Below are 23,774 nucleotides of genomic sequence, written 5' to 3'. Positions count from 1 at the left end.
CCGCCGCGGTGTGCCCGCAGGCCCGCCCTCCCCCGTCCGGGCTCCCCCTTCCACGCCGATGCGAGAACGGTCTATGTACGCAAACACCTCTGTCGTCGATGTCATCCGCCGCAACGTCGCCGAGCGCGGCGCCGCCCTCAGCTACGAGTTCCTCGCCGACGCGGGCGGTGTCGACACCACGCTCGGCATGCACGAGATCGACCGGCGTGCGCGGGCGACGGCCGTCTCCCTGCTGGAGCGCGCGAAGCCCGGTGCCCGGGTCATGCTGCTGTATCCGCCGGGCGAACACTTCGTCATCGGTTTCGTGGCCACCCTGTACGCCGGCATGGTCGCCGTCCCGGTCTACCCGCCGGACCCCCTGCGCGTGGCCCGCACCCTGCCCCGGCTGCGCGCGGTCGTGCAGAGCTCCCGCGCCGAGATCGTCCTCTCCGACAGCCTCGTGCAGGCCTTCACGTACGAGCTGTTCGAGAGCCAGGCCCCCGAACTGGCCCGGCTGCCCTGGGTGATCACCGAGGAGGCGATGGCCGAGGGCGCCGACGACTGGCGGCGGCCCGACCTCACCCGCGACTCGGTCGCCCTGCTCCAGTACACCTCCGGCTCCACCGGAACGCCCCGCGGCGTCGTCGTGACGCACGGGAACCTGCTGTCCAACGGGTCCGCGATCGCCGGCGGCTTCGGGCTCGGCGACGGCGACGTCGTGGCCTCGTGGCTGCCCTTCTACCACGACATGGGTCTGCTCGGCGGCGTCCTGCAGCCGATGCTCTCCGGCCTCTCCAACGTCCTCATGTCGCCGCTGGAGTTCATGCGCCGGCCCATGCGCTGGCTGGAGGCGATCTCCAGCCGCGGCGCCACCGTCTCCGGCGGCCCGAACTTCGCCTTCGACCTCTGCGTCAACAAGAGCACCCCCGCCGAGCGCGAGAACCTCGACCTGTCGTCCTGGCGGGTCGCCTTCTGCGGCGCCGAGCCGGTGCGCCACCGCACCCTGGAGCGGTTCGCCGAGGCCTTCGCCCCCAGCGGCTTCGACCGCTCCGCGCTGCTGCCCTGCTACGGCCTGGCCGAGGCCACCCTGTTCGTCGCGGGCGCCGGCCGCGGCCGCGGGGCGCACGACCTCCGGATCGACCGCGCCGCCCTGGAGCAGGGCCGCGCCGAGCCGCACCCCGACGGCGACCGGCTGGTCGCCTCCGGTCCGGTCGCGGACGGGCACGAACTGGCCGTCGTCGACCCCGCGACCGGTGAGCGCGTCGCCCCCGGCACCGTGGGCGAGCTGTGGGTGCGCGGCACCTCCGTCGCCGCCGGGTACTGGGAGGACGAGACCGCCACCGAGGCGAGCTTCGGCGCCACGCTCGCGGACGACCCGCGGCCGTACCTGCGCACCGGCGACCTCGGCTTCGTCCGGGACGAGCAGCTGTTCGTCACCGGCCGCCTCAAGGAGATGATGGTCGTCCGCGGCCGGAACCTCTACGCGCACGACCTGGAGGAGACCGCCGTCGCGGCCTCCACCCGAGCCCGGCCCGGCTGCGGTGCCGCCTTCTCGGTGGAGACCGCGGACGGCGAGGAGTGCGTGATCCTCCACGAGGTCGCCGCCGGCACCCCCGAGGAGGAACTCCCCGGGATCGCCGACGCGATCGCCGCCGCCGTCCAGCACGAGCACGGCATCGCCCTGTTCGACGTCGTCCTGCTGGCCGCCCGCAGCCTGGCGAAGACCTCCAGCGGCAAGATCCAGCGCCTGGCCGGCCGGACCGCGTACACCGCGGGCCAGGTCGAGGGCGAGCTCTACCGCCGCTCCGCCACCGCCACCGCCACCGCCCGCGGCGAGCGGCGGCAGCTCGACCTTCCCTCCCGCGCCGCACTCCTCGCCCTCTCCCCCGAGGCGAGCGCCGACGCCATCGAGCACGCCCTGAGCCGGGTCGGCCGCGCCGACGGCGACGCCCCCGCCACCCGGGTCGCCGAACTCGACCTCGACTCCCTCGCCGCCGTCGACCTCGCCTTCCGGATCGAGGAGCAGCTCGGCGTCGTCACCGACCCGAGCCTGCTGCTCCAGCCGACGAGCCTGCGCGAGGTCGCGGCCGCGATCGACGAGCGGCTGCGCAGCGCCCCCGAGGCACCCGCCGGACAGGAGTCCGGCCGTCAGGAGTCCGGCTCGCACCAGCCCGGCGGGCGCGGCGGCACCGTACCGCTCTCGGCCGGTCAGCAGTCGCTGCTGTTCATGCGGGACCTCGAAGGCCCGGACTGCCGGCAGAACGTCTCGGTCGCGGTCCGGCTCACCGAGCCGGTCGACACCGGGCTGCTGGCCGCCGCCGTCCGGCACATCGGCGCCCGCCACCCCATCCTGACCGCCTCCTTCGGCACCGACGGCGGCCGCCGCGCGCAGCTGATCGACCCCGCCGTCCCGTTCGAGCTTGACGTCGTCGACCTGACGGGCGAGACGGAGCAGGTGCTCCGGGCCCGCGTCGACGAGGCCGCGCTCGCGCCCTTCGCCGTCGAGCACGGCGACGTCGCCCGCGCCCGGCTGTTCACCGGCTGCGGCGCACCGGTCCTGGTCCTCGCCCAGCACCACGCGATCACGGACTTCTGGTCCGTGGTGACCCTGCTCGACGAGCTGACCACCGTCTACGGCGACCTGCTGCACGACCGCACCCCCGACCTCCCGGCGGCCGTCGGCTACGAGGAGTTCGTCCGCTGGCAGCAGGACTACGAGCGCTCCCCGCAGTGGCGGGCCGACGAGCGCTACTGGCTCGACCTGCTCTCCGGCGACGTCCAGGCCCCGACGCTGCCCGTACGGGAGCGTCCGCGGCCGGGCCAGGGCATCGCGAGCCACCGGGTCACGGTGGACGCCGAGCTGCTCGGCGCGCTCGAACGCGTCGCCGGCGACAACGGCACCACCGTCTTCTCGGTGCTGATGGCGGCGTTCGAGGTGCTCGTCGCGGCGCACAGCGGTGCGCGCGACTTCGTCGTCGGCGCCACCACGGCCGGCCGTCCGCAGGCCCGCTTCCGCAACACCCTCGGCTACTTCGCCAACACCATTCCCGTACGGGCCGAGCCCGGCGCCCACCGGACCGTCACCGAGCTGATCCGCAGCACCGGACAGCAGCTGCGGCAGTCCCTCGGCCACCAGCACTTCCCGGTCAGCCGGCTCGTCGAGCTGCTGCGCGCCCGGGGCAACACCTCGGCCGCGATCAACACGGCGGTCGTCTTCGAGCGCCCGCACACCGCGATCGCCGACGACGTCACCTCGGTGCTGTTCGGCGCGGGCACCGACCGCGCGGTGCTCGGCGAGCTCACCCTCGAACCGTTCCCGGCCGGCGAGCTCGCCACCCAGTTCGACATCACCCTGCACGCGATCCCGGCGGGCGGCGGCCTCCTCGCCCACATGCTGGTCCGCGCGGACCGCTTCGACGAGGCCCTCGCCGGACAGCTCGGACAGCAGTTCCTGGAACTGCTCGAACAGATCGTCGTCCAGGGCGACGCCCCGGTGTCCGCGCTGCGGCTGACCGGCGCCACCGAGTCGCTCGACCGCGCCGACGTCCCCGCCCGCACCCTGCCGGGCGTCACCTCCGTCCACGAGCTGTTCGAGGCGACCGCCGACCGCACCCCCGACGCGACCGCCCTCGTGGCGGGCGCGGTGGAGTTCACCTACGCCGAGGTGGAGCGCGCCGCGAACCGCCTCGCGCACCTGCTGCGGCGGGACGGCCTCGGCCCCGAGGACACCGTCGGCCTCTGCCTGGAGCGCTCGCCCGAGCTGATCGTCGCGATGCTCGCCGTCATGAAGTCCGGGGCCGCGTTCGTGCCCCTGGACCCGACGCTGCCGCAGGGCCGCCTGGCCGACATGGTGGGCGACGCGCGGTGCGCGCGGATCCTCTGCCACGCCGCGACCGCGGACCTCGCCGGCTCCCTGGGGAGCGCGACCCGCGTCGACCGGGAGACCGGCGCGGACCTGCCCGAGGGGCGCCCGGCGCTCGCCGTCACCGGCGACCACCTCGCGTACGTCATCTTCACCTCCGGCTCGACCGGCCGCCCCAAGGGCGTACAGATCGAGCACCGTTCGCTCGTCAGCTACGTGCTGTCGTTCCTCGACGCGTTCGACGTCGCCGAGGGCGACCGGGTGCTGCAGTTCGCGCCGCTCACCTTCGACCCCTGCCTGGAGGAGATCTTCTCCGCCTGGACCCGCGGGGCGACGCTGGTGCAGCGCGACGAGTCGGTCCTCGGCTCCCCGGAGCGGTTCTGGGCCTGGTGCGCGGAGCAGCGCCTCACCCTGGTCGACATCCCGACGGCCTTCTTCCACGTCCTCGTCACCGCCCTGGAGGCCGGTGCGCAGGTGCCCCCCGCGCTGCGCTCGATCCTCATCGGCGGCGAGGCCGCGCACCCCGACAAGCTCGCGCAGTGGTTCGCGGCCGACCGCGGCCACGTCGGGCTGTACAACCGCTGGGGCACCACCGAGACCACGGTGTGCTCGACCGTCGCCCACCTCGGCCCCGAGTCGGGCCGGGTCTCCCGGGCCCGGGACGTGTCCATCGGCGCCGACATGACCGACGCGGTGATCCACGTCCTCGACGCCGGGCTGCGGCCCGTCGCCGACGGCGTCGTGGGCGAGGCGTACATCGGCGGCGTGGGCGTCGGGCGCGGCTACGCGTCCGCCCCGCGCAAGACCGCCGAGCGGTTCGTCCCCGACCCGTTCGCGACCGAGCCGGGCCGCCGCCTGTACGCCACCGGCGACCTGGTGCGCCGGTCCGCCGACGGCGAGCTGCGCTACGTCGGCCGCGCCGACCAGCAGGTGAAGGTCCGCGGCTACCGCATCGAGCTGGGCGAGGTCGACGTGGCGCTGCGCCGCCACCCGGAGGTCGCCGAGGCCGCCGTCGTCGCCTCCCGCGGCTCCGGCGAGACCGAGCTGATCGCCGCCGTCACCGGCGGGGGCGTCAGCACCGACGGCCTGCGCGACTGGCTCAACCGCGAGCTGCCGAGCTACATGGTCCCGAGCCGGCTCCTCGTCCTGGACCGCATCCCGCTCACCTCGAACGGCAAGGTGGACGCGCACGCCCTGCGCGAACTGGCCGCAGAGGTGTCCCGCTCGGCCGGGGCGGCGGACATGACGCCGATGGAGAGCAGGCTCGCCGCGATCTGGTGCCAGGTGCTCGAAGTGGCGGGCGTCGGTCCCGACGAGGACTTCTTCGCGCTCGGCGGGCACTCGCTGCGCGCGGCGGACCTCAACACCCGGGTGCGCCGTGAGTTCGGCGTCCAGCCGCCGCTGCGGATGTTCTTCGAGTCGGTCACCGTCCGCGCCCAGGCCGCGCGGATCGCCGAACTCGCCGCCGCACCGGCGGAGACCGGGACCGGGGCGACCGTCGTCCCCACGGCCGTCGAGCCCGCCCTCTCGCTCGGCCAGCGCCGTCTGTGGTTCCTGGAGAAGTTCGCCCCGGGCTCGCTCGCCTACGTCGTCCCCGGCGTCCTGCGCCTGTACGGGGACCTCGACCCGGCCGTCCTGCGCGGCGCGCTCGACGCGCTCGTCACCCGCCACTCCGCGCTGCGCACCGGCTTCAGGGACGAGGGCGGCCGCCCGGTGCCCTTCGTGCTCACCGGCCCGAGCTGCCCGTTCGAGGTGATCGACCGGACCGCGGTCGCGCCCGCCCGGCGCGAGGCCGAACTCGCCGGACTCGTCGAGGGACACGCCCGCCGGCCGTTCCGCCTGGACGAGCCGCCGCTGATGCGCGCAGCCCTGGTGGAGTTCGGGCCCGACGAGCACGCCCTGCTCCTGGCCTTCCACCACATCGTCTCCGACGGCCGCTCGATGGAGATCATCGCCGGTGAGCTGGCCGAGCTGTACGCCCACGGCGCGGGCGCCGGTGCCGGTGAACCGCCGGCCGTGATCCACGACTACGCCCGCTGGGCCGTCGACGAGGCCGCCCGCCTCGACTCGGCGGAGGGCCGCGCGGGACTGGAGTTCTGGGCCGACCACCTCGGCGGTGCGCCGCTCGCCCTCGACCTGCCCTTCGACCGGTCCCGGCCGGCGGTGCAGACCTTCGGCGGCGCCCGCGTCCCACTGACGCTGAGCCAGGCCGACTCGGACCTGCTGCGCGCGCTCGCCCGCGACCAGCAGGCGACCGTCTTCATGACGCTGGCCGCCTGCATGTCCTCGACCCTGGCCCGGCTGACCGGCCAGGAGCGCGTGGTCATCGGCGTCCCGGACGCCAACCGCCCGGACGGCGGCGCCTACGACGACGTCGTCGGCTTCTTCGTCAACACCGTCCCGCTCTGCTTCGACGTGCCGGACGGCGCCACCGGCCGCGACCTCGTCGACCGGGCGCGCGCCACCACCCTGGAGGCGCTGCCGCACACGTGGGTGCCGTTCTCCGCGATCGTGGAGGCGAGCGGCCAGGACCGCGACCCGAGCCGCAGCCCGCTCTTCCAGGCGATCCTCGACGTCCGCGCCGGGGCGCTGCCCACGCCGGCCCTGCCGGGCCTGCGGGTCGAGACGGCACCGGCGTACACCGGCACCGCCAAGACCGACCTGACCTTCGAGATCACCGACGACGGCGGCCCGCTGACGGGCTGGCTGGAGTTCAACACGGAGCTGTTCCGGCCGGAGACCGCGCGGCTCGTCGCCCGCCTGTTCGGCGAGACGGCCCGCGCGATGGCGCAGCGGCCGGACGAGCGCGTCGAGACCCCGGCGGCGTCCACCGCCCTCGACCGCTGGCCGGCCGAGCCGGACGACGCGCGGCGGCCCGACACCTTCTGGGCGCGGTTCGAGCAGGTCGCCGACGTCCGCGCCGACGCCGTCGCCGTGGAGGGCGCCGACAGCACGCTGACCTACGGCGAGCTGCGGACCCGGGTCGACCGGGTCGCCCGGGTGATCGCGGAGCGGTTCGCCGTGCGCCCCGGGGACGTCGTCGCCGTCTCCGTCGAGCCGTCCGTCGAGGCGGTCGTCGCCGTCCTCGCCACGCAGCGCTGCGGAGCGGCGTACCTGCCGATCGACCCGGCCTACCCGGCCGAGCGCAAGGACTTCATGCTGGCCGACTCGGGGGCGCGCGGTCTGGTGACCCGCGACCTCGTCGAGGACGCCCTGCGCGGGGCCCCCGCCGGGACGGCGCTCCCGCAGGCCGGGCCGGACGCCGTGGCCGAGGCCGCGCTCCCGCAGGCCGAGCCGGACGCCCCCGCGTACCTGCTCTACACCTCGGGCTCCACCGGCCGCCCCAAGGGCGTCCTGGTCTCGCACCGGGCGCTCGCCAACCTCACGGCCACCCAGGCGCGGGCCTTCGGGATCGAGGCCGGGTCCCGCATGCTCCAGTTCGCGAGCCTGAGCTTCGACGCCTCCGTCTGGGAGATCTTCTCCACGCTGGCCGCCGGCGGCACCCTGTGCGTCGTCGAGCGCGAGCACGCCCTGGTCGGCGAGGCCCTCGCCGACGTCCTCGCCGAGCGGCGCATCGGCGTCTGCCTGCTGCCGCCGTCGGTGATCGCCTCCCTGCCCGCCCGCGAGCTGCCGGAGCTGCGCACCCTGGTGTCCGGCGGCGAGGCCCTGCGCCCCGAACTCGTCGAGCGGTGGCAGCCGGGCCGGCGCTTCGTCAACGCGTACGGCCCCACCGAGTGCACCGTCGTCATCACGGCCGCCGACTGCGCGCCCGGGCGGCCCGCCTCGCTGGGCGCGGTCCTGCCCGGCGGGACGGCGTACGTCCTCGACGCCGAGCTGCGGCCGGTGGTCACCGGAGCGGTCGGCGAGCTGTACGTCGGCGGCGCGGGCCTCGCCCTCGGCTACCACGGCAGGCCCGCCCTGACCGCCGCCCACTTCCTGCCCGACCCGTACGCGGGGGTCCCGGGCGCCCGCATGTACCGCACGGGCGACCTCGTCCGGCTGCGCGCCGACGGGACGCTGGACTACTGCGGCCGTCGCGACAGCCAGATCAAGCTGCGCGGCTACCGCGTCGAGCCCGCCGAGATCGAGTCGGTGCTGCTCGCCCAGGACGGGGTGACGCTCGCCGTGGTCACGAGCAGCGACGGGGTCCTGGTGGCCCACGTCGAGGCGCCGGACGCGAAGCTGACCCCGAAGGAGCTGGCCGGGCGGTGCGCGGCCGAGCTGCCGCCGCACATGGTGCCCGCCGCCTTCGTGGTCCGGCCCGCACTGCCCCGGCTGCCCGGCGGCAAGGTCGACGCGAGCCGGCTCGGCCGCCCGCGCCGCGCGGACTTCGCGCACGCCGACTTCGCCGAGCCGGAGACGGAGACCGAGCGGACCGTCGGCCGCGTCTGGGCACGGGTCCTCGACGTCGACGTGGTCGGCGCGGGTGACGACTTCTTCACCATCGGCGGCCACTCCCTGCTCGCGACCGTGATCACCTCGCAGGTGAGCGAGGAGCTCGGCAAGGAGGTCCCGCTGCGGGCCCTGTTCGAGGCGCCCGTGCTCCGTGAGTACGCCGCGCTGTGCGACGCCGCGGCCGCCCGCGACACCTCCGGCGGACTCGCCTCCCACGTCACCGGCGGCGACGACGCGCCGCTCTCGGTGATGCAGGAACGCCTCTGGCTCCTGGAGGAGATCGAGAGCGGCTCCGGCCGCGGCGCCTTCACCGGCCGCTACCACCTGGCCGGCGCGATCCGGCTGACCGGCGCACTCGACGAGGCCGCACTCCAGCGGGCCGTCACCCGCCTGGTGGACCGACACAGCACGCTCCGCACGGTCGTCGCCCACCACGACGGCGTCCTCACCCAGGTCGTCCTGGACGCCGCCGACGTCACCCTGCGCCGCACCGCACTGGCCGGCGTCACCGCCGAGGAGCGCGCCTCCGAGGCCCTCGCCCTGGTGGCCCGCGAGGCGGCGGAGCCGATGGACCTGGCCGGCGGCCCGCTGCTGCGGGTCCGGCTGCTGGACCTCGGCCGCGACGACGCGGTGCTCGTGCTGACGCTGCACCACATCGTCGGCGACGGCTGGTCGATGGAGATCCTGAAGCGGGACCTCACGCACTTCTACGCGGAGGAGACCGGCCACGAGCCGAGCACCCCGCTGCCCCCGCTCCCGGTCACGTACGAGCAGTTCGCCCGCTGGCAGCGCCACCAGCTCGACTCCGGCGCCCTCGACCGTTCCGTCGCGTACTGGACCGAGCAGCTCGACGCGCTGCCCTCGCTCACCCTGCCGGTCTCCCGCGGCGCCTCCCCGGCCGCCGACGGCGCGGGCCACCGGGTCGGGGCGACGGTCACGCCGGAGCTGCGCGAGGCGATGGAGCGGCTCGCGGCCGAGTCCGGCGCGACCCTGTTCATGGTGCTCGCGGCGACCCTCCAGCTCACCCTCGGCCGCCTCGCCGGCCAGCGGGACTTCGCGATCGGCGTGCCCATCGCGGGCCGCCGCCACCGCGAGGTGGAGGACCTGATCGGCTTCTTCATCAACTCGCTGGTGCTGCGGGCCGACCTCTCCGGCGACCCGACCTTCGGCGAGCTGCTCGACCGGGTCCGCGCCACCACGCTCGACGCGTACGAGCACCAGGACGTGCCGTTCGAGACGCTGGTCGGCACGCTCGCCCCCGAGCGCGACCTGAGCACCACACCGCTCTTCCAGGTCTATCTGAACCTGCTCAACATCCCGCCGCACCGGGCCGAGCTGCCGGGCCTCGACGTCGAGACCTTCGCCGTCCCCGACCTGGGCGCCAAGTTCGACCTGACCTTCTACGTCGACCCCGCCCGGCCGGGCCTCTCGCTCGACCTGATGTACGCCGGCGAGAAGTTCGACGCGGCGACGATGGAGGAGCTGCTCGCCCAGTGGATCAGGGTCATCGAGCAGGCCGTCGCCGACAGCGGCAGCCCGATCGACGCGCTGCGCCTCGACACGCCGCTGTCGCGCCGCGAGCTGCCCGACCCGTCCGCCCCGCTGGACGCCGGCTGGTACGGCTCCGTCGTCGAGCAGTTCGAGCGGCGGGCCGCCCGCGAGCCGCGTCGGATCGCGATCAGCGAGCCGGGCCAGGAGCTGACCTACGGCGACCTGGCCGAGGCGACGGCCGCGATGTCGGGCCTGCTGTCCCGGCAGGGCGTCGCCAAGGGCGACGTGGTCGCCATCTACGGCGAGCGCGGTGCGTCGCTGGTCTGGGCGATCCTGTCCGTGATGCGCGCCGGGGCGTCGTTCGCGATCCTCGACCCGAGCTACCCCGCCGACCGCATCGCCGACTGCCTCGCGGTGGCCCGGCCGAGCGCCTTCCTCCAGCTGGAGGGGGCAGGAGCCGTGCCGCTCGCGGTCGACACCGCGCTCCAGGGGTTCCCGCTGCGCTGCCGCTTCGAGCTGCCGTCCCGCCTGGAGGCCGCCCGCCACATGGTGCCGCAGGGCACGGAGCCGGCCCCGGCCGTCACGGTCGGCCCGCGGGACTGCGCGTACATCGCGTTCACCTCCGGTTCCACCGGCAAGCCGAAGGGCATCCGCGGCTCGCACGGCTCCCTGACGCACTTCGTGCCGTGGATGGTGGAGACCTTCGGGCTGCGCGAGACCGACCGCTACAGCCTGCTCTCGGGCATCAGCCACGACCCGCTGCACCGCGAGGTGTTCACGCCGCTGGTCACCGGCGCCACGATCTGCGTGCCCGACCGCCTGGACGTCGAGACCCCGGGCCGCCTCGCCCAGTGGTTCCGCACCGCCCAGGTGTCGGTCAGCCACATGACGCCCCCGATGGCACGGCTCTTCGACCAGCTGTCGGTCGCCCCGGGCACGCTGCCGCTCCTGGAGCGGGTGTTCTTCCTCGGCGACACGCTGACCAGCAGGGACGTACGGGCCATCACCCGCATGGCGGGCTCGGCGACCTGCGTCAACCTCTACGGCTCCACCGAGACGCAGCGCGCCGTCGGCTACTACGTGGTCCCCGCGGCCCACGGCGTCGCCGAGGCCGACCCGGGCGTCACCTACCCGCTGGGCCGCGGCATGAAGGACGTCCAGCTGCTCGTGCTCGACGAGGCCGGCCGGCAGGCCGGTGTCGGCGAACCGGGCGAGATCGTCATCCGCTCCCCGCACCTGTCGCTGGGCTACGCCCACGACGAGCGGCTGACCGCCGCCAAGTTCGTGCGCAACCCGTTCGGCGACTCCGACGACGACCGCATGTACCGCACCGGCGACCTCGGCCGCCATCTGCCCGACGGCTCCGTCATCCCGCTCGGCCGCGCCGACAACCAGGTCAAGATCCGCGGCTACCGCGTCGAGACCGACGAGGTCCAGCACGTCATCTGCGCCGCGCCCGACGTCCAGGACGCCCTGGTCATGGCGCGCGCCGACGCCGGCGGCGAGAACGCGCTCGTCGCGTACGTGGTGTCGAAGCCCGGCACGAGGGCGGTCGCCAACGAGGTGAGGGCCTTCGTCCGCAAGGCGCTCCCCGACTACATGGTGCCGGCGTTCGTCGTCCCCCTCGACGCCTTCCCGCTCACCCCGAACCGCAAGATCGACCGGGCGGCGCTCCCCGAGCCCTCCGCGGTCGGCGGAGCGCACGAGGACGGACCGCGCACGCCGCTGACGCCCACCGAGGAACTGGTGGCGGGCCTGTGGCAGGACGTGCTCGGCGCGCCGAGGGTGGGTCCCGAGGACAACTTCTTCAACCTCGGCGGCCACTCCCTGATGGCGACCCAGGTCGTCTCCCGCATCCGCCGGGTCTTCGGCTGCGAGATCGCCCTGCGCACCCTGTTCGAGAAGCAGACCGTGCGGGAACTCGCCGCCCACATCGACGGCTTCGCCGGCGGCGGCACCACGGCACCCGTCGTGCCCCTGCCCCGCACCGGAGCGCTGCCCGCCTCGTACGGCCAGGAGCGTCTCTGGGTCCTCGACCAGCTGGAGGGCGACACCGGCGCGTACAACAGCGCCACCGTCGTCCGCATGCGCGGCCCGCTGGACACCGGGGCGCTGGCCGCGACGCTCGACGAGCTGGTCGCCCGGCACGAGGTGCTCCGCACCCGGCTGGTCATGGACGACGGCCGGGTGAGCCAGATCGTCGAGCCGGCCGGCGAGGTCACCATGCCGCTCGCGTTCGTCGACCTCAGCGGCGAACCGGCCGACCGCGCCGAGCAGCTCTGGCCGCAGCTCGTCGAGGAGGCCGCGCGGCACCGCTTCGACCTGGCCGAGGCGCCGCTGGAGCAGGCCACCCTGATCCGGCTCTCCGCCGAGGACCACGTCTTCGTCCTCGCCGTGCACCACGTCGTCGCCGACGGCTGGGGCCTGCAGATCGTGGTCCGCGACTTCGCGGCCCTCTACCAGGCGCGCCGCCGGGGCGCGGCGTCCCCGCTGCCCGAGCTCGAAGTGCAGTACGCGGACTGGTCGGGCTGGCAGCGCGACCGCGTCGAGGGCGGCGACTACCGGGGTCAGCTCGACTTCTGGTGCGAGACCCTCGCCCGGCCCGCCCCGCTGATCGAGTTCCCCGGCCAGCGGCCGCGGCCCGCCGCGATGACCAACCGCGGCCTCACGGTCCGCCGGGTCATCGACGGCGACCTGGTCAACGGCGTCCGGCACGTGGGACGGGAGCACAACGCGACCCTGTTCATGACGCTGCTCGCGGCGTTCAACAGCCAGCTGCACCGGTACAGCGGCGCCGCGGACATCGCGGTCGCCACCCCGGTGTCGACCCGCTCGGTCGAGATCGAGGACGTCGTCGGGTTCTTCGTGAACACGATCGTCTTCCGCAACACGCTCTCCGCGGAGGAGTCCTTCACCGAGCTGCTCTCACGCGTCCGGTCCACGACCCTGGCGGCCTACGCCCACCAGGACGTCCCCTTCGACCGCGTGGTGGACGCGCTCCAGCCGAGCCGCGACATGAGCCTGAGCCCGCTGTTCCAGGTCATGTTCACCCTGCACAACGCGCCCTACTCGGAGATCGACCTCGGCGACCTTCGCCTGGAGCGGCTCCACGCCCCGGTCGGCACCGCCAAGTTCGACCTCAGCCTGGACCTGGCCGAGGAGCGGGACGGCCTGCACGCGACGCTGGAGCTCAACGCCGACCTGTTCGACGCGGAGACCGGCGAGCGGATCCTCGACCACTTCGAGGCCCTGCTCGACAGCATCGCCACCACCCCGGCGGCCGCCGTCGGCGACCTGGAACTGCGCTCGGACACCGAGGCCGCCGCCCAGGACGCCTTCAGCGCCGGGCCGCCCGCCCTCACCCCGCGGACCACCTCCGAGGCCCTGGAGCACTGGGCGCGGCACACCCCGGACGCCCCCGCCGTCGTCGACGGCGACACCGTCTGGACGTACCGCGAACTGCGCGACCGGGTGGCGGCGCTCGCCGAACGGATCTCCACCGCCGCCACGGGTCCCGAGCCCGCCGTGGTGGTGTGCGCCGGGCGATCGAACCGGCACATCGCCGCCGCCCTCGCCTGCGGCGCGGCCGGCGCGACCTACGTGCCGGTCAGCCCCGCCGTCCCCGACCGGCGGATCGCCTCGGTGCTCGACCGGCTCGGCGAGGTCGTCGCGGTCACCGACGACGAGCAGGCGGGCCGTCTCGCCGCCCTGCTCGGCGAGGGACGCGGCAGCCGGCTCGTGCTCGACGACTCCGCCGCGGCGGACCGTCCGCTCACCGCCGCGGGCAGCCACCCGGCGCGGCGCGCGTACGTCATCTTCACCTCCGGCACCACCGGCGAACCCAAGGGCGTGGAGATCGAACAGGCCGGTCTCCTCAACCACCTGGAGCTGATGGCCCACGACCTGGAGCTGTCCGCGGACGACGTCGTCGCCCAGACCGCCTCCCAGTCGTTCGACATCTCGGTCTGGCAGATGCTCGTCGCGGTGACCCGCGGCGCCACCACCGTGGTCGGCGACGACCGCACCAGCCGGGACGCCGAGGCGCTGCTCGCCCTCGTCCGGGAGCGCGGGGTCACCGTGCTGCAGCTGGTGCCCGGCATGATCAGGGCCCTCCTCGACCACGCGCGGGACGAGGACCTGGCGAGCCTGCGGTTCCTCATCGCGACCGGTGAGGCGCTGCCGCCGGACCTGGCCGCGGACTGGCTCCGCCGCTTCCCCGGGATCCCGCTGGTCAACGCGTACGGCCCGGCGGAGTGCTCGGACGACACCCACCTCGCGGTGCTGACCACCCCGCCGCCGACGGACCGCGCTGTCCCGCTCGGCAGCCCCGTCGCCGGCGTGACCTCGTACGTCCTCGACGCGCAGGGACGGCGCCTGCCGTTCGGCGTGCCGGGCGAGCTCGCCATCGGCGGGCCCGTGGTGGGGCGCGGCTACCTCGGGGACCCGAGGGCGACCGCCGACCGGTTCGTGCCCGACCCGTACGGGACCGTCCCCGGCGGCCGGCTGTACCGCACCGGCGACCGGGTGCGGCTGGGCGCCGACGGCCGGCTGGAGTTCCTCGGCCGGCTCGACGACCAGCTGAAGATCCGCGGCTTCCGCATCGAGGCCGGCGAGGTCGAGACGGCCCTGTGCGAGCTTCCGGCGGTACGGGAGGCGGCGGTCGTCCTGCGCGACTGCGACGGCGAGCCGACCCTGGTGGCCTGCGTGGCCGGCACCGAACGCGACCCGGCCGTGCTGGCCGCCGCGGTCGGCACCCGGCTCCCGCGCTACATGGTCCCCACCGGTTACGTCTTCGCCGACCGGCTGCCGCGCACGCCCAACGGCAAGGTCGACCGGGCCGCGCTCCAGCGCGGCGACGTCACCGTCGAGCGGGTCCGCCGGCGCTTCGAGGAGCTGTCCGGTCCGACCGAGCGGCTCGTGGCCTCGGTGTACGAGGAACTCCTCGGCACCGCGGCGGTCGGCGCGCTCGACGACTTCTTCACCCTGGGCGGCCACTCGCTGCTCGCCACCCGTCTGGTCGCCGAACTGGCCGCCCGGACGGACATCGAACTGCCGCTGCGCACCGTCTTCGAGCAGCCCACCGTGCGCGGAGTCGCACAGGCCCTGGAGGAACTCCAGCTGGCCGGGCTCAGCGAGGCCGAGCTCCTCGAACTCGAGGTGCTGCTCGACGGCGTGACCGACGACCAGGCCCGCGAGCTGCTCGCGGCCGGCGAGGAGAGGGACGCATGACCGTGGAAGCGACCGCCACCGGGCGGGAGGCTGCCTTCGAGGGCCCGTCCGGGGCCAAGCGGGGGACTCCCGAGGGCCTGTCCGGGGTCCAGCGGGGGACCTTGGAGGGCCTGTCCGGGGCCACTCCGGGGACTTCCGAGGGCCTGTCCGGGGCCACGCGGGAGACCTTCGAGGGCCTGTCCGGGGCCAAGCGGGAGCTGATGGCCAAGCTCCTGCTGGCCCGCGGCAGGCAGCGGGCCGCGGCGCGGACCATCCGCCGCCGCGACCCCGCGGGACCCGGCCCGCTCTCCCGGGGGCAGGAGCAGCTGTGGGTGGCCGAGTCCCTCGCGGACGGCCGGCCGCTGTACAACGTGCCCTACGGCGTGCGGCTGCGCGGCGCGCTCGACGTCACCGCGCTGCGCGCCGCGCTCGACGGGCTCGTCGACCGCCACGCCGTCCTGCGCACCGTCTACCGGCAGCGCCCGGACGGCCGCCTCGAGCAGCTGCTCCGGCCGACCGAGCCGGTGGCCCTGCCGGTCGAGGAGGCCGCCGACGAGGCGGCCGCCCTGGCCGCCGCGCAGCGCGAGGCGGCCCGGCCGATCGACCTGGCGGCCGGCCCCGTGATCCACGGGCGGCTGTTCCGGATCGCCGCCGACGACCACCTCCTGGTGCTGGTCGTGCACCACATCGCGACCGACGCCTGGTCGGTGGGCGTCCTGCTCGAAGACCTGGCGGAGCTGTACGACGCGGCCCGCGAGGGCCGCTCGCCCCGGCTGCCCGAGCTGGACATCGACTACGCCGACGCGGCGGCGCACGAGCGGGCGCAGGAGCCCGCGGACCACAACTGGCTGGTCGCCCAGTGGCGCGAGCAGCTGGCCTGGGCCCAGCCGCTGGGCCTCTCGCCGCACGGGGACCGCGGCACGGCCCGTACCGGCCGCCGCATCCGCGCCGAGTGGGACGGGTCGTTCGGCCGGGAGCTCCAGCGCGCCGCCGAGACGCACCGGACGACCGTGTTCAACGTGATGCTGACCGCGTTCGCGGTGCTGCTCCACCGCTACACGGGCACCTCCCGGTTCGCCGTCGGCACGGTCATGGCCAACCGGAACCGGCAGACCGAGCGCCTGGTCGGCTACTTCGCGAACACCGTCCCCGTGGTGGCCGACCTGGCCGCCGGGGGCGGCACCCTCGGCGACGTGCTGGCCGGGGTCTCCCGTGAGTCGCTGTGGGCGCGCGAGCACCAGATCCCCTTCGACGTCCTGGTCGACAAGGTCGCGCCGCAGCGGACGCTGGCCGAGAGCCCGCTCTTCGAGGCGATGTTTGTCTTCAACAACGGGCCCGGCCACGAGATGCGGCTGCGCGACCTGTCGCTGGCCCCCACCCCGCTGCACTCCGGCACGGCCAAGTTCCCGCTGGACCTGTCCTGCGCGGTGACGGACGACGGGGTCATGGTGTCCCTGGAGTTCGACGAGTCGGTGCTGGACACCGCCGCCGCCGAACGCCTGCTCGGCCACTACCGGCGGCTGCTCACCGCCCTGTGCGAGACCCCGGACGTCCACGTCGACAACGCGGAGCTGCTCACACCGGCCGAGCGGGAACTGGTCGTCGACGAGTGGAACCGTACGGGCGCGGAGTTCCCCGCGGACGCCACCGCGCACGGTCTCTTCGAGGAGTGGGCGGACGCGGAGCCGGACGCGGCGGCCGTGGTCTGCGGCGGGGAGGCGGTGACCTACGCCGAACTCGACGCGCGGGCCAACCGCCTGGCCCACCTGCTGATCGAGCGGGGCTGCGGCCGGCACGAGCGGGTCGGCGTCTGCCTGGAGCGCGGCATCGACCTGGTCGTCACCCAGCTCGCCATCGCCAAGACGGGCGCGGGCTACGTCCCGCTCGACCCCGGCTACCCGGTCGAGCGCCTCCGGTGGATGCTGGCGGACTCCGGCGCCCGCCTGGTCGTCACCCGCGACGAGCGGCTCGCCGGCGACGGGGGCACGGGCGACGACGGGGGCACGGGCGGCGACGGGGCGACGGCTGACCACGGCGTGACCGTCCTCGACCCCGCCTCCGCCGGGGCCTTCCCCGCGACCCGCCCCGAGCGGGACGTCCGCCCGGACGACCTGCTCTACCTCATCTACACCTCGGGCTCGACCGGCCTGCCCAAGGGCGTGCTGCTCGACCACCGGGGCCGCGTCAACAACTTCACCGACTTCAACCGGCGCTTCCTGGTCGGCCCCGGCGACAAGGTCTTCGGCGTCTCGGCGCTCGCCTTCGACATGAGCGCGTACGACGTGTTCGGCACGCTCATGGCCGGTGCGACCGTGGTCTTCCCGACGCCCGAGGACGAGCGCTCCCCGCACCGCTGGATCGAGACGATCGAGCGCGAGGGCGTCACCGTGTGGCACTCCGTCCCGGCGCTGTTCGGCCTCCTGGTCGAGGAGGCCGAGATCCGGGGCGGGCAGCGGCTGCCGATCCGGCTCGTGCTCCTCGGCGGCGACTGGATCCCGCTCGCGCTCCCGCAGCGCGGCGCCGCGCAGCTGACCGAGTCGGCGCAGCTGGTCAGCATGGGCGGCGCCACCGAGGTCTCCATGGACTCCACGATCCACCTGATCGACGAGGTCCGGCCGGAGCACCGCAGCATCCCCTACGGCGCCCCGATGGCCAACCAGACCTCGTACGTCCTCGACGCCTCGCTCTCCCCGCTGCCCGTCGGCGTCCCCGGCGAGCTGTACCTCGGCGGCGTCGGCGTCGGCTGGGGCTACCACAACCGGCCCCGGCTGACCGGCGAGAAGTTCCTGCCGGACCCGTTCAGCCCGGTGCCCGGGGCCCGGATGTACCGCACCGGGGACCGCGCCCGCTGGATGCCGGACGGCAACCTCGAACTGCTCGGCCGCATCGACTTCCAGATCAAGATCAACGGCTACCGGGTCGAGACCGGCGAGATCGAGGCGGCCCTGCGGGAGGTGATCGGCGGCGGTTCCTGCCTCGTCGCGGCGCACGGCCCGCGCGACGGCGCGAAGACGCTGGTCGCCTACCTGGTGGCGCCGCCCGGCGGGCGGATCCCCGACGACGCCGAGCTCAAGCGGCAGCTGGCGGGCCGCCTGCCCCGGCACATGGTGCCCGCCTCGTACGTCCGCATGGACGCCTTCCCGCTCACCCACAACGGTAAGATCAACCGCCGCGAGCTGCCGGCGCCCACGGTCACCGCCCTCACCGGGCGCGCCGCGGACACCGACACCGAGCGGGCCCTGGTGACGCTGTGGCGCGAGGCGCTGGACCGCGAGGACGTCCCGGTCGACATCGGCTTCTTCGCCCTCGGCGGCAACTCCATCGCGGTCATCCGGATGGTCGGCGCGGCCCGCCGCGCGGGTCTGGAGATGACCCCGCGCATGGTCTTCGCCCACCAGACGATCGAGGCCCTCGCGAAGGCCATCGACGAGCAGGAGGCCTCCGGAGCGGCTTCGGGGGGTGACGCGGTGGGTGACGCCGTGGGTGACGCGGCCCGTGCCCGGTCCGGTGAGCCCGCGGCACGTGCCCGGTCCGGTGAGCCCGCCGTGACCCCCTCGCAGCAGCACATGCTGGAGGTCCTCGACTCCGCCCCGGTGCCCGGCCTCTACCAGATGCAGTCCACCACCGAGCTGCCGTTCGCCGTCGACCCCGACCTCTTCCGAGTTGCCTGGCAGCGGCTCACCGACCGCCACCCCGCCCTGCGCACCGGCTTCCGGCGCGACGGCGACGGCACCTGGACCCCGGTCGTCGCCGACCGGCTCGCCCCCGTGATCGAGGTCCTCGACCGGAGCGACGAGACGCCGCAGGCCGTCGCCGACGGACTGGTCGCCCTCCTGGAGGACGCCCGCGCCACGCCCTTCGACCCGGCCGAGCCGCCGCTCTGGCGGGTGTGGCTGGTGCGCGGCCCGGACAGCTGGTGGCTGGGCCAGGTCCAGAGCTATCTGCTGGCCGACGGCTGGTCGAACCTCGTGCTGCTCGACGAACTCCTCGCGCTCTACCTCGCCGCGCTCGAAGGCCGCGAGGCCGCCCTGCCGCCCGTGCCCGTGCTCGACGCCGTCGAGGACGCCGACCCCGAGGCCGACCGCGCCTTCTGGCAGCGCAGGCTCGCCGGGGCGCCCCCGTCCCGCCTGGCCGCCGAGCCGGGCCGGCTGGGCCCGTCCCGCTTCAGCCGGGTGGCGGACCGCGTCGACCCCGCCGTCGCCGAGGCGCTGCGCGAGCGGGCCGCCGCCCACGGGCACACCTTCTCGACCCTCGCCTGCGCCGGCTGGGCGCTCCTCGCCTCCCGGCGCCTGGAGCGCGCCGACGTCACGGTCGGCGTGGTCTCGGCGGGCCGCGACCGGGCCGTCGACGGCCTGGAGCGCGCGGTCGGCCTGTTCATCGCCGCCCTTCCCGTACGGGTGGAGGTGGACCCGGACGAGTCCCTGACCGCCCTCTTCGACCGTTTCCAGCTGGCCCGCGTCGAGGGCGCCGAGCACACCTCGGTGCCCACCGGGGCGCTCCAGAGGATGGGCGCCGGGGACGGCCCGCTCTTCGACTCGGTCGTCGTCGTCGCCAACTACCCGGTGTCCTCCGCCCTGCGCGCCCAGCAGTCCGCGAGCGTCCGGGAGGGCGCCGAGAGCGACGGCACCCGCAACCAGACCGAGTTCTCGCTCCGCCTCGACGTCACCGACGACGCCGAGCCGCGCATCGCCCTGTCGTACTACGGCGACCGCGTCACCGACACCGAAGCCCGGCGGCTCCTCGACGACTACCTCGCCCTGCTCGTCGGCGTCGCCCGCACACCTGCCGCCACCGTCGGCCAGGTGCTCCCCCTCGCATCCCACCCGAATGGAGACCCCCGATGACGGTCATGGCAGATCTCAGCACGGCCACCGAGGTGTTCGAGACCCGGGAGTCCGCGGTCCGCTCGTACTGCCGCGCCTTCCCGACGCTGCTCGCCTCGGGCCACGGCACCACGCTGGTCGCCGAGGACGGCACCGAGTACATCGACTTCTTCTCCGGCGCCGGCGCCCTCAACTACGGGCACAACCACGACCACATCAAGCGCCAGGTCGTCGAGTACCTCCAGGGCGACGGTCTGCTGCACGCCCTGGACTTCCACACGGCCGCCAAGCGCGAGTTCCTGGAGCGCTTCGGCCGGGAGATCCTGGAGCCGCGCGGGCTGCGCCACCGGGTCCAGTTCTGCGGCAGCACCGGCACCGACGCCGTGGAGGCCGCGCTGAAGCTGGCCCGCAAGCACACCGGCCGCAGCCAGGTCGTCGCCTTCTCCGGCGCGTACCACGGCGTCAGCCGCGGCAGCCTCGCGGCGACCGCCGACCTGTCGCTGCGCAAGGTGGCGGGGACGGCCCTCGGCGAGGTCACCCACCTGCCGTTCCCGGTCGGCCCGCGCGGCCCGTTCCCGACCATGGACCTGCTGGAGCAGTACCTCTCGGACGACCTGTCGGGCTTCGACCTGCCCGCCGCGGTGATCCTGGAGGTCGTCCAGATGGAGGGCGGCGTCTACCGCATCCCCGACGCGGACCTGCGCCGGCTGCGCGACATCTGCGACCGGTACGGCATCGTGCTGATCGTCGACGAGATCCAGGCGGGCTGCGGGCGCACCGGCGGCTTCTTCTCCTTCGAGCAGGCCGGGGTCGTCCCCGACCTCATCACCGTCTCCAAGTCGATCGGCGGCCTGGGCCTGCCGATGTCGATCCTCCTCATCCGCGAGGGCCTCGACTCCTGGCAGGCGGGTGACCACCCGGGCACCTTCCGCGGCAACCAGCTGGCGTTCGTCGCCGCCTGCGGCGCCCTCGACCTGTGGCGGAGCCCGGCCTTCCTGGAGCGGGCGCGCGACGGCGCCGCGCTGCTGCGCGCGTTCTGGGAGGAGAACCCGCTGCCGGGCGTCGAGGTGCGCTGCGAGGGCCACGCGATCGGCATCGACCTGACCCACGCGGGCGGCCGCCGGGCCGCGGACGCCGTCGTCGCCTGGTGCTTCGAGCGCGGCCTGATCGTCGAGTCGACCGGACGGGACAAGGCGGTCCTGAAGCTGCTGCCCGCCCTGACGATGGAGCCCGACGTGCTCCGGTACGGCTGCGCGCTGATCCACGAGGCGCTGCGCACGGTGCTCGGCCGCTGACCCGGCGCCGGGGCCGCTGACCCGGCCCCCGGCCGCTGACCCGGCCCCCGACCTCCCCAGCTCCCCACCTCCGCATCCCCCCAGACCTGAGAACAGGAACCGTCATGACCATCAACGCCCCCGAGCAGGACGAGACCGTCGCCGGAACGTTCTTCCCCGAGGCCACGGTGAAGACCGACGCGATCGACCGGCTCCACAACCCCTCCCCGGAGGAGTTCCGGCGCGACTACGTCTACAAGCGCAAGCCCGCCGTCATCACCGGCCTGATGGACGACTGGCCGGCCATGGAGCGCTGGAGCCTGGACTACTTCCGCGAGCACTTCGGCGACCTGGACATCCATGCCAACCTCCAGCGGCTGGAGAACGAGCTCATCCTCGGCAACGTCGGTGGCTTCCGCGGCATGAAGCTGTCCGCCCTGCTCGACGAGATCGAGAAGAACGACGACCCGAACAAGGCGTACTACCTGCGCGCCTACCCGGTCCACCGGATGATCGAGCACTACCCGCGGCTCGCCGACGACTACGACCTGCCGGACCTGGCGCCGAACTGGGCCGACATCCGCTTCAAGGCGGAGTGGAGCGTCAACACCGTCAACCCCGCCAAGCTGCTCGGCCTGTTCCTCGCCAAGGGCTTCCTCAACCGCGGCGGCGGCAAGGGGGCCCCGCGCACCACGGTCTCCTCCCGCGTCGCGTCGGTGATGTTCATCGGCAGCAAGGGCACGGTCACCCCGTTCCACAGCGACGGCATGCAGACCGCGGCGTACCTGAGCCAGGTCGTGGGCCGCAAGCGCTGCTACTTCGTCTCCCCCGACCAGCACGAGAAGCTGTACCCGCGGCCGTTCCGCCGCCAGTTCGGCATGGCTCAGGTCGACTACCGGCGCCCCGACCTCACCCGCCACCCGCGCTTCAAGGACGTGGTGGTCGAGGAGACCGTCCTCAACCCGGGCGAGACGCTGTACGTCCCCAGCGGCTACTGGCACGCCATCGAGGCCCTGGACACCTCGATCTCGTACAGCCACCAGATCGTCGGCGACGACAACGCCCTCGGCTGGCTCACCTGCATCCCGGAGCGCTACCTGGCGCAGCTGTACTTCAAGTCCCAGGGCGGTCTGCGCAACGTGACCGGCGCCAAGGACTGGGACGACTGGGCCTGACGGTGAGCACACCAGCGACCACGGCCGGCCCCGCCGGCCGGAACCTGCTGCGGGACCGCGACTTCCTGCTGTTCGCGGGCGGCCAGGGCGCCTCCGCGCTCGGCGACGCGCTGAGCAAGACCGCCCTGCCGCTGCTGGTCCTGGCCCTCACCGGCTCCGGGCTGCACATGGGCCTGATCGCCATGCTGACGGCGCTGCCCATGATGCTGCTCGGGGTCCCGGCGGGGGCCTGGGCGGACCGCTTCGACCGGCGGCGGATGATGCTCTGGTCGGACGTGGGGCGCGCGCTCCTCGTCGGCGCGGTGCCGCTGGCGGCGGTGCTCGGCCTGCCGGTGCTGCCGGTGCTGTACGCGGTGGCCCTGCCGGTCGGCGCGCTGTACGCCGTCTTCGAGGCGGCCTGCCTGTCCTGCGTGCCGTCCCTGGTGGGCCGCGACCGGATCGGCGAGGCCAACTCGCTGCTGTCGATCGGGAACGCGCTCGGCTACATCGCCGGGCCCGCGCTCGCCGGCCTGCTGGTGACGGGCGTCGGCGGGGCCGCCACGCTGGGGGTCGACGCGCTGACGTTCGCGGTGTCGGCGGTCTCCCTGATGCTGATCCGCCGGCCGCTCCAGACGGCGCGGGAGCAGCCGCCGGCCACGATGCGGCGGCAGGTCCTGGAGGGCTTCCGGTTCATCGCCGGGCACCGGCTGCTGCGGGCGGCGCTGCTCTACTGGGCGGCGATCACCTTCCTCACCGCCCCGATCGTCATCTGCGCCACGTACTTCATCCGCGAGGACCTCGGCTGGTCGCCCGGCGTGCTCGGGGCGATCATCGCGGTCTACGCCTTCGGGGCGATCGCCGGCGCGGTGTTCGCCTCACGGGTCAAGGCGCCCTCGGTGGCGGGGCTGTGCGCGGGAACGGTCCTCGGCAGCGTCGCCCTGCTCGTCCTGAGCGGCACCCGCTCGCTGCCCCTGGCCCTCGGCGTCGTCCTCCTGGCGGGCGCGGGGGAGTCGTTCTCGGCCATCCTCTACAGCACCCTGCGCGCCCGGCTCACCCCGGACGCGCTCCTCGGCCGGGTGTCCACGACCGCGCAGGTCGCCGCGTTCAGCCTGAAGCCCCTGTCCGTCCTGGTGGCCGGCATCGCCCTGGAGGCGACCTCCGGCGCCGCGACCCTGGCGGTGATCGCGCTCTCCTGCATCGCGATCAGCATCGCCTTCCTCAGCCGCACCCGCCGTCTCACCGCCGCCCCGGCCCCGGCCCCCTCCCCGGCCCCCTCCCCGACGCCGGTCCCCTCCCCGGCCCCCTCCCCGACGCCGGTCCCCTCCCCGGCTCCGGCCCCTTCCCCCACCTCCCCTTCCCCCACCCCGACACGCGAAGAGGTAGCACCATGACCACGACCACCACCGAGACCGCGGAGACGGGATACGTCGTCGTGGTCAACGAAGAGGAGCAGTACTCGCTCTGGCGCGGCGACCGCCCGCTGCCGGCCGGCTGGGCGGCCGACGGCCCGGCCGGCACCAGGGACGAGTGCCTCGACTACATCGAGAAGGCGTGGACCGACATGCGTCCGCGCTGCGTCCGGAGCTGA

Annotated in this window: 6 protein-coding genes; all 6 read left to right on the top strand. The window is 74.5% G+C overall.

What is annotated here, in order from left to right; all coding sequences use genetic code 11:
* The first annotated feature begins 73 nt into the window (after positions 1-73).
* The 6 genes from ACWDVG_RS09840 (at position 74) to ACWDVG_RS09815 (ending at position 23,774) form a co-directional block, all read left to right on the top strand.
* The gene (locus tag ACWDVG_RS09840) at positions 74-14,956 is read left to right on the top strand and encodes an amino acid adenylation domain-containing protein (RefSeq protein WP_451697921.1); all 14,883 of its coding nucleotides are present in this window, start codon (positions 74-76) and stop codon (positions 14,954-14,956) included.
* Positions 14,953-19,779: a non-ribosomal peptide synthetase gene (locus ACWDVG_RS09835; protein ID WP_451697920.1), complete on the top strand. Its 4,827-nt coding sequence runs from the start codon at positions 14,953-14,955 to the stop codon at positions 19,777-19,779. The genes ACWDVG_RS09840 and ACWDVG_RS09835 overlap by 4 nt, the downstream gene beginning before the upstream one ends.
* Before the next feature lie 5 nt (positions 19,780-19,784).
* Positions 19,785-21,053, top strand: coding sequence for a diaminobutyrate--2-oxoglutarate transaminase (locus ACWDVG_RS09830; RefSeq protein ID WP_451697918.1), 1,269 nt, complete (start codon positions 19,785-19,787; stop codon positions 21,051-21,053).
* 104 nt (positions 21,054-21,157) lie between these two features.
* The gene (locus ACWDVG_RS09825) at positions 21,158-22,207 is read left to right on the top strand and encodes a cupin-like domain-containing protein (RefSeq protein WP_451697916.1); all 1,050 of its coding nucleotides are present in this window, start codon (positions 21,158-21,160) and stop codon (positions 22,205-22,207) included.
* Positions 22,208-22,209: 2 nt separating this feature from the next.
* A complete protein-coding gene (locus tag ACWDVG_RS09820) occupies positions 22,210-23,577 on the top strand; it encodes an MFS transporter (RefSeq protein ID WP_451697914.1) in 1,368 nt (455 codons plus the stop codon).
* On the top strand, positions 23,574-23,774 hold the full coding sequence (locus ACWDVG_RS09815; RefSeq protein WP_451697913.1) for an MbtH family protein: 201 nt from the start codon (positions 23,574-23,576) through the stop codon (positions 23,772-23,774). The genes ACWDVG_RS09820 and ACWDVG_RS09815 overlap by 4 nt, the downstream gene beginning before the upstream one ends.

It is taken from the genome of Streptomyces sp. NPDC003327, from assembly GCF_053589515.1.
Note: the sequence above shows the minus strand (reverse complement) of the source record. Positions and strands in the feature narration are given on the sequence as shown.